This window comes from Streptomyces chryseus, assembly GCF_014650755.1.
Taxonomy (GTDB): Bacteria; Actinomycetota; Actinomycetes; order Streptomycetales; family Streptomycetaceae; genus Streptomyces; species Streptomyces chryseus.
This window is the reverse complement of the sequence record NZ_BMVO01000002.1, coordinates 239,258-251,826: the sequence shown is the minus strand read 5'-3', so window position 1 is coordinate 251,826 and position 12,569 is coordinate 239,258. Positions and strand designations below refer to the sequence as shown.

The following is a 12,569-nucleotide window of genomic DNA, read 5'->3' as shown; positions in this document are numbered from 1 at the left end:
TGTCATTCTCCGGATCGTCGGTCCCCGTGTGCGGTGTCGAGAACGCCGGGCAGTGCCCGCAGGAACGTGTCCACCTCCGCGTCTGCGAGGACGAACGGCGGCATGAGCCGTACGACATCGGGGGCGGGCGCGTTCACCAGGAGTCCGGCGTCCTGAGCCGCCTGCTGCACCTGGGGAGCAAGGGACTCGGTGAGCACGATACCCAGGAGCAGACCCGCGCCACGGACGTGGGAGACCAGTGGGTGCCCGAGTGACTCGATTCCGTCGCGCAGCTTCTCCCCGATCCGCTTGACGTGGTCGAGGAGTCCGTCGGCCGCGATGGTGTCCAGTACGGCGAGTCCGGCGGCGCACGCGACGGGGTTCCCGCCGAAGGTCGTGCCGTGCTGGCCGGGCTTGAGGAGGTCCGCGGCGGGGCCGAAGGCGAGCGTCGCGCCGAGGGGCAGACCGCCACCGAGGCCCTTGGCGAGCGTGACGACGTCCGGCTCGACGGCCTCGTGCCCCTGGTACTCGAACCAGCGGCCCGTACGTCCGACGCCGGTCTGCACCTCGTCGAGGACGAGCAGCGTGCCGGTGGCGCGGGTGATCTCGCGGGCGGCCCGCAGGTAGTCCTCGGGCGGGACGACGACGCCGAGCTCGCCCTGGATCGGCTCGATGATCACCAGCGCGGTGTCGGTGGTGACGGCGGCGCGCAGGGCGTCGGCGTTTCCGAACGGCACGTGCGTGACGTCCCCGGGCAGCGGCAGGAAGGGGGTCCGCTTGCCCTCCTGGCCGGTGAGGGCGAGCGCGCCCATCGTCCGGCCGTGGAAGCCGCCCTGGGTGGCGACCATGTGCGTACGGCCCGTGAGGCGCCCGATCTTGAAGGCCGCTTCGTTGGCCTCGGCGCCCGAGTTGGAGAAGAAGACCCGGCCGGGGCGGCCGGAGATCTGGATCAGCCGCTCCGCGAGTGCCACGGGCGGCTCGGCGATGAACAGGTTCGAGACGTGACCGAGCGAGGCGATCTGCCCGGAGACGGCCTCGACGATCGCGGGGTGGGCGTGGCCGAGGGCGTTCACCGCGATGCCGCCGACGAAATCGGCGTATTCCTTGCCGTCGGCGTCCCACACCTTCGCGCCGCTGCCGCGTACGAGGGACAGCTGGGGCGTGCCGTAGTTGTCCGTCATGACCGTCTTCCAGCGCTGGGACAGCTCCTGGTTCCCGGTCCCGTGACGCGATGTCACCGCGTTCCCCCCTCGTGCTCGTCGGGCACGACCATCGTGCCGATGCCCTCGTCGGTGAAGATCTCCAGCAGGATCGAGTGCTGTACGCGGCCGTCGATCACGCGGGCGGTGTTCACCCCGTTGCGTACGGCGTGCAGGCAGCCCTCCATCTTGGGGACCATGCCGCTGGAGAGCTCGGGCAGCAGCTTCTCCAGCTCCCTGGCGGTGAGCCGGCTGATCACCTCGTCGCTGTTCGGCCAGTCCTCGTAGAGACCTTCGACGTCGGTGAGGACCATCAACGTCTCGGCGCCGAGCGCGGCGGCGAGCGCGGCGGCGGCGGTGTCCGCGTTCACGTTGAACACGTGGTGGTCGTCCGCGCTGCGGGCGATCGACGAGACGACCGGGATCCGGCCGTCGTCGAGCAGGGCCTGGATGGCGCCGGTGTCGATCGCGGTGATCTCGCCGACCCGCCCGATGTCGACGGACTCGCCGTCGATCTTCGGGTAGTGCTGGGTGGCGGTGATGGTGTGCGCGTCCTCGCCGGTCATGCCGACGGCGAGCGGCCCGTGCTGGTTGAGCAACCCGACCAGCTCGCGCTGCACCTGGCCGGCCAGGACCATGCGGACGACGTCCATCGCCTCGGGCGTGGTGACCCGCAGGCCGGCCTTGAACTCGCTGACCAGGCCGTGCCGGTCGAGCTGCGCGCTGATCTGCGGGCCGCCGCCGTGCACGACGACCGGCTTGAGACCGGCGTGCCGCAGGAAGACGACGTCCTGGGCGAAGGCGGCCTTGAGGTCCTCGTCGATCATGGCGTTGCCGCCGAACTTGATGACGACGGTCCGGCCGTGGTGGCGGGTGAGCCAGGGCAGCGCCTCGACGAGGATCTGCGCCTTGGGCAGTGCGGTGTGCTTGCGTGTGCTCATGAGCTGTACGCGCTGTTCTCGTGGACGTAGTCGGCGGTGAGGTCGTTGGCCCAGATGACGGCCGACGCCTCGCCCTCGGCCAGGTCCGCCGTGATCCTGACCTCCCGGTAGCGCATGTCGACCAGGTCGCGGTCGTCGCCGACGCTGCCGTTCCTGCAGACCCAGACGTCGTTGATGGCGACGTTCAGCCGGTCGGGGTCGAACGCGGCCTTCGTGGTGCCGATCCCCGACAGGACCCGGCCCCAGTTGGGGTCCTCGCCGTGGATGGCGCACTTGAGGAGGTTGTTACGGGCGATCGAGCGCCCCACCTCGACGGCGTCGTCCTCGGTCGCGGCGTTGATCACCTCGATGCGGATGTCCTTGCTGGCGCCCTCGGCGTCACCGATGAGCTGGCGCGCCAGGTCGTCGCAGACGGCGCGCACGGCGGCGGCGAAGTCGTCGTGACCGGGGGTCGCTCCGGACGCTCCGGAGGCCAGCAGCAGCACGGTGTCGTTCGTCGACATGCAGCCGTCGGAGTCGACGCGGTCGAAGGTCTGGCGGGTGGCGTCGCGCAGCGCCCTGTCGAGTACGTCCGCTTCGACGTCGGCGTCGGTGGTGAGCACGACGAGCATGGTGGCGAGGCCCGGTGCGAGCATGCCCGCGCCCTTGGCCATGCCGCCGACGGTCCAGCCGTCGCCGCCCGCGACGGCCGTCTTGTGCACGGTGTCGGTGGTCTTGATGGCGATGGCGGCCTTCTCACCGCCGTGCGCGGAGAGTTCCCCGGCGGCCTTCTCGATGCCCGGCAGGAGCTTGTCCATGGGGAGGTTGATGCCGATGAGCCCGGTGGAGGCGACGGCGATCTCACCGGCGCTGTGGCCGGTCAGGCCCCCCTTGTTCAGCACCTCCGCGGCCTTCTCGGCGGTGGCGTGGGTGTCCTGGAAGCCCTTCGGGCCCGTACAGGCGTTGGCTCCGCCGGAGTTGAGGACGACGGCGGAGATCCGGCCGCCCTTGACGACCTGCTCGGACCACAGGACCGGGGCGGCCTTCACGCGGTTGGAGGTGAAGACGCCCGCGGCGGCCAGTCGGGGCCCGTTGTTGACCACGAGGGCCAGGTCGGGGTTGCCGCTGTCCTTGATCCCCGCGGCGATGCCCGCCGCGGTGAATCCTTTCGCTGCCGTGACGCTCACTGCATCTCCTCGTTCGCCCCGCCGCTGTGGCGGCTGCTGTCACTGTCGTCCGCGCGGCCCGTCGGCGCGGCTTTCGTCGTGGCCCGCGGCCCGGTGGCCGCGCGTACGTCGCTCACGGGGCGACTCCCGTGGCCGCGAGTCCGGTGTCCTCGGGAAGTCCGAGAGCGATGTTCATGCTCTGCACCGCGCCGCCGGCCGTGCCCTTGGCGAGGTTGTCGATGGCGCTGATCGCGATGACGCGGCCCGCCGCCTCGTCGTGGGCGACCTGGATCTGGACGGCGTTGGAGCCGTACACGGAGGCGGTCGCGGGCCACTGGCCCTGCGGCAGGAGGTGCACGAAGGGCTCGTCGGCGTACGCCTTCTCGTACGCCTCCCGTACGCCCGCCGCCGTCACGCCCGGCCGCGCCTTGGCGCTGCACGTGGCGAGGATGCCGCGGGACATCGGGGCCAGCGTCGGCGTGAACGAGACGGTGACCGGCTCGCCCGCTGCGGCGCTGAGGTTCTGGATCATCTCGGGGGTGTGGCGGTGGCCGCCTCCGACGCCGTACGGCGACATGGAGCCCATCACCTCGCTGCCGAGCAGATGCGGCTTGAGCGCCTTGCCCGCGCCGGAGGTGCCGGTCGCGGCGACGATCACCGCGTCGGGCCGCGCGAGCCGCGCGGCGTACGCCGGGAACAGCGCGAGCGAGACGGCCGTCGGGTAGCAGCCGGGGACGGCGACCCGCTTGGTGCCCGCGAGCGCGGCGCGGGCGCCGGGCAGTTCGGGCAGCCCGTACGGCCAGGTGCCGGCGTGCGGCGAACCGTAGAACTTCTCCCAGTCGCCGGCGTCGCGCAGCCGGAAGTCGGCGCCCATGTCGACGACCAGCACGTCGTCGCCGAGCTGCTCCGCGACGGCGGCCGACTGGCCGTGCGGCAGCGCGAGGAACACCACGTCGTGCCCGGCGAGCACCTCGGGGGTGGTCGGCTCCAGCACCCGCCCGGCCAGCGGCGGCAGATGCGGCTGGAGGGAGCCCAGCCGCTGGCCCGCGTTGGAATGGCCGGTCAGGGCGCCGATCTCCACGCCGGGGTGGGCGAGCAGGAGACGGAGCAGTTCCCCGCCCGCGTATCCGCTCGCTCCTGCCACTGCTGCACGTACCGCCATCGAATCCTCCTCGTCGAAGGCATGACTATACGCAGTTCCGCAGTTTTATGCAACGAATCGTTGAGGCCGGGACCCTCGCGAGCACGGGAGCGGCGTACGGGCGGGCGATAGCCTCGGCCTCATGGATGAGCACGTGCTCGACGGAGTGGAGATCATCGCCTTCCCGGACGCCGCGGCGTTCGAGAGCTGGCTCGCCGGGCACCACACCCGCCACGAGGGCGTGTGGGTCAAGGTGGCCAGGAAGAAGTCCGGCATCGCGACGGTCACCGACGACGAGTTGGTCGACATCGGGCTGTGCTACGGCTGGATCTCCGGCCAACGGCGGTCGCTCGACGCCCAGTACTACCTCCAGAAGTACGTCCCCCGCCGCGCCCGGAGCCTGTGGTCCCGGGTGAACGTGGACAAGGTCGCGACGCTGATGGCTGCGGGCCGGATGCGGGAGCCCGGGCTGGCCGAGGTGCGCAGGGCGCAGGAGGACGGGCGGTGGGTGGCCGCGTACGCGTCCCAGCGGACGGCGGCCGTGCCGCCCGACCTCGCGGCGGCGCTCGACGCGGACCCCGTGGCCCGCGAGGCGTTCGAGGCGCTGGACCGGACCGGGCGCTACCTGGTGATCCTCCCGCTGCTCCAGGCCCTCACCCCGGAGACCAGGCAGGCCCGGCTCGAACGGGCGCTGCGGACGCTGACGGGCGGCGCATAGGACGGGATCCGTCCTACTCCGGGCCTAGTCTCGGCGTACCGGCCCCGGAGACAGGAGCAGCGGATGAGTCACGTCGACAGCGACCAGCCCGAGTCCACCCCGACCTGGATCGACCTCGACGTACCCGACCCCGGTCGCGCGCGGGACTTCTACGGCGCGCTGTTCGGCTGGACCTTCGAGACCGGAACCGGGGCCGCCGCCGGCCACACCACCTGCCTGCTGCGGGGCAGGGCCGTGGCCGGTTTCCGGCCGGCCCCCGCGCCGGACCCGGCCCCGGGCCTGTGGCGCGTGTACTTCGCGACGCGGGACTGCGACTCCACCGCCCGGCGCGTCGTGGACGCGGGCGGCAGCCTGACGCACGGCCCGGTGGACCTCGGCGACCGGGGGCGCCTGGCCCTCGCCACCGACTCCGTCGGCGCCCGGTTCGGCCTCTGGGAGGGCCGTGCGCACCCGGGCTGCCGGACCGTGAACGAGCCGGGTTCGCTCGTACGCAACGACCTGACCACGCCCCGGCCCGGCCCGGCGCGGGACTTCTACACCGCGCTCTTCGGCTTCACCCTCGACGGCAACGAGGACCTGCCCGGCTTCGACTTCACCTTCCTGCGCCGCCCCGACGGCCACGAGATCGGCGGCGTCTTCGGGGATCCCGGCGCCCCCGTCTCCGCGTGGCAGACCACCTTCGAGGTCGCGGACACCGACGCGTCGGTGGAGCGCGCCGTCGCGGCCGGCGGCGCCGCCGCCGCGCCCACGGACTCCCCGTACGGCCGCTACGCGGAGATCACCGATCCCTTCGGCACCGCGTTCAGTGTGATCGCCAGGCCCCCCGCCCAGGCGGAGTGAGCGGGGCGGGCCCTCGGTTAGCCTGAGGGCACAATGAACCATTTGACGACGTCACAGGGCGAATACGACCTCGTTCGCTTCCCCGAGGACCCCCGCGACAGGCTCCGCGCCTGGGACGCGGCCGACGCGTACCTGCTGCGGCACCTCGAGGGAACGGCCGACGCTCCCCCCGTGGACCTGTCCGGGACCGTCGTCGTGGTCGGCGACCGCTGGGGCGCCCTGGCCACCGCCCTCGCCGGCTGCCGCCCGACGCAGATCAGCGACTCGTTCCTCACCCAGCGGGCGACCCGGCTGAACCTGGAGCGCAACGGGGTCGACGACGTGTCCTCGGTACGGCTGCTCTCCACCCAGGAGCCCCCGCCGGAGCGGATCGACGTCCTGCTGGTCCGCGTCCCCAAGAGCCTCGCGCTGCTGGAGGACCAGCTGCACCGGCTCGCTCCGCACGTCCACGCGGGCACCGTCGTCGTCGGCACCGGGATGGTCAAGGAGATCCACACCTCGACGCTCCGGCTGTTCGAACGGATCCTCGGCCCGACCCGGACATCGCTCGCGGTCCGCAAGGCGCGGCTGATCTTCTGTACGCCGGACCCGGCGCTCCCCCGGGGCGGCGACCCGTGGCCGTACACCTACGACCTGCCCCCGGACGTCGGTACGGCGTCCGGCCTCACCGTCACCAACCACGCGGGCGTCTTCTGCGCCGAGCGCCTGGACATCGGCACCCGGTTCTTCCTGGGGCACCTGCCGCGGCGCCGGGGCCCCGAGCGGGTCGTGGACCTGGGCTGCGGCAACGGCGTGGTCGGCACGGCGGCGGCGCTGGCCAACCCCGAGGCGGAGGTCCTGTTCACCGACGAGTCGTTCCAGGCGGTCGCGTCCGCGCGGGCCACGTTCCGGGCGAACGCCGGGGCGGACCGGAAGGCGGAGTTCCTGGTGGGCGACGGCCTGTCGGGCGTACCGGAGGGGACGGTGGATCTCGTGCTGAACAATCCGCCGTTCCACAGCCACCAGGCGACCACGGACGCGACGGCGCGGCGCATGTTCGCCGGGGCGCGGGACGCGTTGCGGGAGGGCGGCGAGCTGTGGGTGGTCGGCAACCGGCATCTCGGCTACCACGTGCTGCTGCGCCGGATCTTCGGCAACAGCGAACTGGTCGCGAGCGACCCGAAGTTCGTGGTGCTGCGCGCGGTGAAGCGCTGACCGCGGGCGTTGTGCCTAGGCGCCCCGCGGGGCCTGGGCGCCGCCTCCCAGCAGCCCCGAGCACGCCCCGCGCAGCCGGCGTACTCCCTCGGTGATCTCCGCCGGCCCGGCCACCCCGGCGAAGCTCAGCCGGACGTGTCCGGCGGTCGGTTCCGCGCTGAAGTACGGGCGGCCGGGCGCGATCGCGACGCCCGCCCGCAGCGCCGCCGAGACCACCGCGTTCTCGTCCGCCCCGTCGGGCAGCCGCAGCCACAGGTGGTAGCCGCCCGCCGGGATGTGCGGCAGGGCCAGCTCGGGCAGGCCGAGGCGCAGGGCTGCGGCCATGGTGTCCCGGCGGGACCGCAACTCCCCCGAGACGGTCCGCAGATGGCGCGGCCACGCCGGGGAGCCGACCAGTTCCACGGCGGCCTCCTGGAGCGGCCGGGGAACGAAGAAGCTCTCGACCACCTGGATGGCCCGCAGCCGCTCCAGCACCGGTCCGCGCGCCGCGAGGGCGCACACCCGGAAGCTGGGCGAGGTCGCCTTGGTGAGGGAGCAGACGTGCACGACGACGCCGTCGCGGTCGTCCGTGGCGAGCGGCCGGGGCAGCGGCCCCGCGTCGTCGTGGACCAGGCGCCGTACGAAGTCGTCCTCGACGACGAAGGCCCCGGCCGCGCGGGCGATGCGGAGCACTTCGGGGCGGCGCTCGGCACAGAGCACCGCGCCGGTCGGGTTCTGGAACAGCGGCTGGCAGACGAAGACCCGCGCCCCGGTCGCCTCGAAGGCGGCGGCGAGCAGTTCGGGGCGTACGCCGTCGGAGTCCACCGGCACCGGCACCGGGCGCAGTCCCGCCGCGCGGGCGATGGCCAGCATGCCGGGGTACGTCGGCGACTCGACCAGCACGGGTGCGCCGGGCGGCGCCAGTGCGCGCAGGGCGGTGGTCAGGGCGCTCTGGCCGCCGGCGGCGATGAGCACCTCGGCGGCCGTGATGGCACCGCCGATGCCCCGGGCGAACCACTCGCGCAGTTCCGGGACGCCGTCGGTGGGCGGCCGGCCCCAGGCGCCGGGGCGGCGGCCGGCCCGGGCGAGGGCGGCGGCCATGGCCCGCTCGGGCTGGAGGGCGGCGTGCAGGTAGCCGCTGTTGAACTCGATGACCCCGGGCGGCGGGGCGGCCAGCGTGACCAGGACCCCCGACGCGTCGACCGAGCGCGGCACGAGCTCGGTGGCGCCGTCGGCGCTCAGCGCGACCTCCTGCCAGGAGGTGTCGCCGGGTGCCTCGACGTCCGTACGGGGCCGCGCCCGGAAGGCGCCGGCGCCGGGCCGGGTGACGACGAGTCCCTCGGCGGCGAGCTGGGCGAGGGCGCGCGTGACCGTCACGGGGCTCACCCGGTACCGCTCGACCAGGGCCCGGCTCGACGGGAGCTTTCCACCCGGTGAGTAGCGGTCGAGCTCCCGCTTTATCGCTTCGGCCAGGTCGGCAACGCTGCTACGCTCGTGCATGACAGCACAGAATAGCGCTACTCACGCGACGACAGTAGCGGTCAGCGACGGCGGCACCGGCTCCACGACAACGGCCCGGACCGGCCCGGCCCGCGGCGGGACCCTCCTCGCCGCCCTGGGCGTCACCGCCTTCTCGCTGACCTTCCCGGCCACCGCCTGGGGCCTCGAAGGCTTCGGCCCCTGGTCGCTCGTGGCCGTACGCAGCGTGCTCGCCGCACTCGTCGCGGGCGCGGCCCTGCTCGTCCTGCGGATACCGGTCCCCGCCCGCCGCCACTGGGCCGGGCTCGCCGTGGTCGGCGGGGGTGTGGTCCTCGGCTTCCCGATGCTGACCACGCTCGCCCTGCGGACCTCCACCACCTCGCACGCCGCCGTGGTGGTCGGCCTGCTGCCGCTGACCACCGCCGCGCTCTCGGCGCTGCGCACCGGGGCCCGGCCGTCGCGGGCGTTCTGGGCGGCGGCGCTGGCCGGCGCCGCCGTGGTGATCGCCTTCACCGTGCAGCAGAGCGGCGGCGCGCTGTCCACCGGCGACCTCTTCCTCTTCGGCGCCCTGCTGGTCTGCGCGGCCGGTTACACCGAGGGCGGCAGGCTGGCGCGCGAGATGCCCGGCTGGCAGGTCATCGGGTGGGCGCTCGTGCTGTGCCTGCCGCTCGCCGTCCCGGTGGCGGCCCTGGCGCTCAGCTTCGAGCCGGTGCGCTTCACGGCGCACAGCGTCGCCGGCCTCCTGTGGGTCGCGATCGGCTCGCAGTTCCTGGGGCTCGTGGTCTGGTACCGGGGCATGGCCGAGATCGGGGTCTCCAAGGCCAGCCAGATCCAGCTGGCGCAGCCGCTGCTGACCCTGGTGTGGTCGGTCTCCCTGCTCGGCGAGCACCTGTCCCCGGCGGCCCCGCTCGCGGCCGTCGGCGTACTCGTGTCCATCGCGGTCACCCAGCGCGCCCGGACCTGAACGGCCGCACGGCGCAGCGCCAACTCGCGCCGCCGGTCATAGACTGGCACTACCTGAAGCACTCCTAGAGTCCGCCTCGAGAAGGGCATCCCGATGCATGCGAGCGAGGGCGACCAGCTGCTGGTGCACGGCAGGACCGTGGGTCACGAGGACAAGGTCGCGAAGATCGTCGAGGTGCTGGGGTCCGAGGGCAACCCGCCGTACCGCGTCCGCTTCGACGACGGGCACGAGGCGTTGGTCTCGCCGGGTCCCGACTCCGTCGTACGGCACACCGCGCACGGCGGTACGGCGCAGTAGCCGCGGCCGTCAGGCGGGCGGCCGTACCCGGCCCGGGTAGTGGTCCGCCACCACCCGGGCCATCGCCCCGATGCGGTCGGCCGCGACCTCCTTGGCCGAGAAGAAGACATGCCCCCGCACCTCCGGGAAGTCCTCGGCGAAGGTCAGATGGCGCGACAGTTCGGCGGGGTCCTGCCAGGCGGCGGGCTGGGCGGGGTCGCCGGCCTTGTAGAGCGCCTCGCCGGCGTACAGGTCGACGCCGGTGCCGCGCACGGTCCGCGCCCACCACGGCACCAGCTTCGCGTAGTCCGCGGGCTCGAAGCCGATGTTCCAGTACAGCTGCGGCACGATGTAGTCGATCCAGCCCTCCCGCACCCACTTGCGGGTGTCGGCGTACAGGTCGTCGTACGTCTGCACGCCCGCCCGGGTCGGTGAGCCGAGCGGGTCGGTCGCGGCGTTGCGCCACACTCCGAAGGGACTGATCCCGAAGCGGACCTTCCTGCCCTTCTTCCTGACCGCCTTGATCCGCTCCGCCGTCTCGCTGACCAGCCGGTCCGTGTTGTCGCGCCGCCACGCGGCCCTGTCCGGGAACCCGCCGCCGTGGCGCGCGTACGCCTCGTCGTCGTCGAAGACCTGCCCGGCCACCGGGTACGGGTAGAAGTAGTCGTCCCAGTGCACGGCGTCGACGGCGTAGCGCTCCACGGCGTCGAGCATGGCGTCCTGGACGAAGCTCCTGACCTCCGGCAGCCCCGGGTTGTAGTAGAGCTTCCCGCCGTACGGCAGCACCCAGTCCGGATGGACGCGCGCCGGATGCGACTCCACGAGCCGCGAGGGGTCCGTGTGATTGGCCACGCGGTACGGGTTGAACCAGGCGTGCAGCTCCAGGTCCCGCTTGTGCGCCTCCTCCACCGCCGTCCCCAGCGGGTCCCAGCCCGGGTCCCTGCCCTGTACGCCGGTGAGGTACTGCGACCAGGGTTCGTACGGCGAGGGCCACAGCGCGTCGGCGGTCGGCCGCACCTGGAAGACCACCGTGTTCAGCCTGCGCCGTACCGCCGTGTCCAGGTGGGCCAGCAGCTCGGCCTTCTGCTCGTTGGCGGTCAGGCCGGCCCTGGAGGGCCAGTCGCGGTTGGCGACGCTCGCCAGCCACATCCCGCGCAGCTCGCGCTTCGGCTTCCCGCGCCGCACGGGCGAGGCCGTCGCCGCGTCCCCGCTGACCGCCAGCACGGACAGCGCTCCGACCGCCGCCAACAACCCTCTTCGCCGGATCTGAACCATATGTCGCCCCTTACTAGGTGCATACGTCCCGCCGTATCCGCAGAGCATGCCCGCCCCGGCCCCTCACGCACACGTAGGTCCGGAGTAACGTCGGGGGCCGAGGCGGGCACCGGTACGGCCGGATGCCTGCCGAACTGTTGATCAGCGAAAGGCACGATGTGACGGACTCCATGGCGGATGTGCAGCGCGTCGGAGTGGTGGGCTGCGGCCAGATGGGCGCGGGCATCGCCGAGGTGTGTGCCCGCAGCGGCCTCGAGGTGAAGGTCGCCGAGACCACGGGCGAGGCCCTGGAGATCGGCCGCACCCGGCTCTACAACTCCCTCTCGAAGGCCGCCGAGCGCGGCAAGATCACCGCTGAGGAGCGCGACGAGACGCTCGCCCGCCTCAGCTTCACGACCGACCTCGGCGAGTTCGCCGACCGCGACCTCGTCATCGAGGCCGTCGTCGAGAACGAGTCGATCAAGACGGAGATCTTCCAGGTCCTCGACCAGGTGGTGACCCGCCCGGACGCGATCCTCGCCTCCAACACCTCCTCGATCCCGCTGGTGAAGCTGGCCGTCGCGACCTCCCGCCCGGACCAGGTCATCGGCATCCACTTCTTCAACCCGGCCCCGGTGCAGAAGCTCGTCGAGCTGATCCCGGCGCTGACCACCTCCGAGGAGACCATCAAGCGCGCCGAGGCCGTGGTGCAGAACGTGCTCGGCAAGCACGCGATCCGCGCCCAGGACCGCTCGGGCTTCGTGGTCAACGCGCTCCTCATCCCGTACCTCCTCTCGGCGATCCGGATGTTCGAGTCCGGCATCGCGAGCCGCGAGGACATCGACAACGGCATGGAGATGGGCTGCGCCCACCCGATGGGCCCGCTCAAGCTCGCGGACCTGATCGGCCTGGACACGGTGGCCTCGGTCGCCGACTCGATGTATGACGAGTACAAGGAGCCGCTGTACGCCGCTCCCCCGCTGCTCCAGCGGATGGTGGACGCGGGCCGGCTGGGACGCAAGACGGGTTCCGGTTTCTACCCGTACTCCTGAGCCGTTCCGAGCCGCGATTCGCACGGAGTGTGCGGGGCGTACCCGCATATGCCCCGCACACACGCTCCCGCCGTGGCCACAGGGCGAGTTGGCTCTGTGGCACCTGCACAGGGCCGCCGGACGGCCCTGTCGAGAGAAGGAGCGGACCGTGAGTATCGACACCGATCAGACCGTGGTCGTCGAGGAGTACGCCGAGTTACGTCGCTGCCTCGACGTGGGGCTCACCAGGATCGACGGGCAGCTGGCACTGCTGGCCCACCGGGACGACCAGGCCGACGGCGATCTGGACGGCCTGGCCGCGCGGGTGACGGCCCTGGAGCACAACCGCTGGCCGCTGCCCACCGTTTCGGCGCTCACCGCCGCCGGAGCGCTGGCGGTGACCGTCTGGCAGGCCGTCGGCCGCTAGGG

The 12,569-nt window shown here is 72.7% G+C and carries 13 protein-coding genes; 7 read left to right on the top strand and 6 right to left on the bottom strand.

Annotated elements, in window-relative coordinates:
- Positions 1-2: 2 nt before the first annotated feature.
- The 4 genes from IE185_RS05775 to argC form a co-directional block, all read right to left on the bottom strand.
- Positions 3-1,217 (bottom strand): acetylornithine transaminase, encoded by a 1,215-nt coding sequence (locus IE185_RS05775; protein ID WP_138895343.1) that lies wholly within the window; start codon positions 1,215-1,217, stop codon positions 3-5.
- The gene (argB, locus tag IE185_RS05770; RefSeq protein WP_138895344.1) at positions 1,214-2,119 is read right to left on the bottom strand and encodes an acetylglutamate kinase; all 906 of its coding nucleotides are present in this window, start codon (positions 2,117-2,119) and stop codon (positions 1,214-1,216) included. The genes IE185_RS05775 and argB overlap by 4 nt, the downstream gene beginning before the upstream one ends.
- A complete protein-coding gene (gene argJ / locus IE185_RS05765) occupies positions 2,116-3,285 on the bottom strand; it encodes a bifunctional glutamate N-acetyltransferase/amino-acid acetyltransferase ArgJ (protein ID WP_138895345.1) in 1,170 nt (389 codons plus the stop codon). Before argJ ends, argB begins: the two co-directional genes overlap by 4 nt.
- A 112-nt stretch (positions 3,286-3,397) precedes the next feature.
- Positions 3,398-4,426, bottom strand: coding sequence for an N-acetyl-gamma-glutamyl-phosphate reductase (gene argC / locus IE185_RS05760; protein ID WP_138895346.1), 1,029 nt, complete (start codon positions 4,424-4,426; stop codon positions 3,398-3,400).
- A gap of 121 nt (positions 4,427-4,547) precedes the next feature.
- On the opposite strand from argC, the gene IE185_RS05755 reads away from it, so the two are divergent.
- The 3 genes from IE185_RS05755 to IE185_RS05745 all read left to right on the top strand — a co-directional run bounded on the left by IE185_RS05755 (position 4,548) and on the right by IE185_RS05745 (position 7,157).
- The gene (locus IE185_RS05755; protein WP_138895347.1) at positions 4,548-5,123 is read left to right on the top strand and encodes a YdeI/OmpD-associated family protein; all 576 of its coding nucleotides are present in this window, start codon (positions 4,548-4,550) and stop codon (positions 5,121-5,123) included.
- A 63-nt stretch (positions 5,124-5,186) separates the two neighbouring features.
- A complete protein-coding gene (locus tag IE185_RS05750; RefSeq protein WP_138895348.1) occupies positions 5,187-5,963 on the top strand; it encodes a VOC family protein in 777 nt (258 codons plus the stop codon).
- Between the two features lie 33 nt (positions 5,964-5,996).
- Positions 5,997-7,157, top strand: coding sequence for a methyltransferase (locus IE185_RS05745; protein ID WP_138906533.1), 1,161 nt, complete (start codon positions 5,997-5,999; stop codon positions 7,155-7,157).
- A 15-nt stretch (positions 7,158-7,172) separates the two neighbouring features.
- Here IE185_RS05745 and IE185_RS05740 read toward each other — a convergent pair whose 3' ends face one another.
- Positions 7,173-8,636 (bottom strand): aminotransferase-like domain-containing protein, encoded by a 1,464-nt coding sequence (locus IE185_RS05740; RefSeq protein ID WP_138895623.1) that lies wholly within the window; start codon positions 8,634-8,636, stop codon positions 7,173-7,175.
- Here IE185_RS05740 and IE185_RS05735 point away from each other — a divergent pair.
- Positions 8,635-9,579, top strand: coding sequence for a DMT family transporter (locus IE185_RS05735; RefSeq protein ID WP_138895624.1), 945 nt, complete (start codon positions 8,635-8,637; stop codon positions 9,577-9,579). The two genes, IE185_RS05740 and IE185_RS05735, sit on opposite strands and share 2 nt — an antisense overlap.
- Positions 9,580-9,672: 93 nt before the next feature.
- Positions 9,673-9,876 (top strand): DUF1918 domain-containing protein, encoded by a 204-nt coding sequence (locus IE185_RS05730; protein WP_138895625.1) that lies wholly within the window; start codon positions 9,673-9,675, stop codon positions 9,874-9,876.
- Between the two features lie 9 nt (positions 9,877-9,885).
- On the opposite strand, the gene IE185_RS05725 is transcribed toward IE185_RS05730, so the two are convergent.
- Positions 9,886-11,130 carry a glycoside hydrolase family 10-like protein gene (locus tag IE185_RS05725; RefSeq protein ID WP_138895626.1) on the bottom strand — a complete coding sequence of 415 codons (1,245 nt, stop codon included), beginning with the start codon at positions 11,128-11,130 and terminating at the stop codon, positions 9,886-9,888.
- Between the two features lie 170 nt (positions 11,131-11,300).
- Between IE185_RS05725 and IE185_RS05720 the strand changes: the two genes are divergently transcribed.
- Together IE185_RS05720 and IE185_RS05715 are read left to right on the top strand one after the other, a co-directional pair.
- A complete protein-coding gene (locus tag IE185_RS05720) occupies positions 11,301-12,161 on the top strand; it encodes a 3-hydroxybutyryl-CoA dehydrogenase (RefSeq protein ID WP_138895627.1) in 861 nt (286 codons plus the stop codon).
- A 148-nt stretch (positions 12,162-12,309) separates the two neighbouring features.
- Complete coding sequence (locus IE185_RS05715; RefSeq protein ID WP_138895628.1) at positions 12,310-12,567, top strand: hypothetical protein; 258 nt, start codon at positions 12,310-12,312, stop codon at positions 12,565-12,567.
- Positions 12,568-12,569 lie beyond the last annotated feature (2 nt).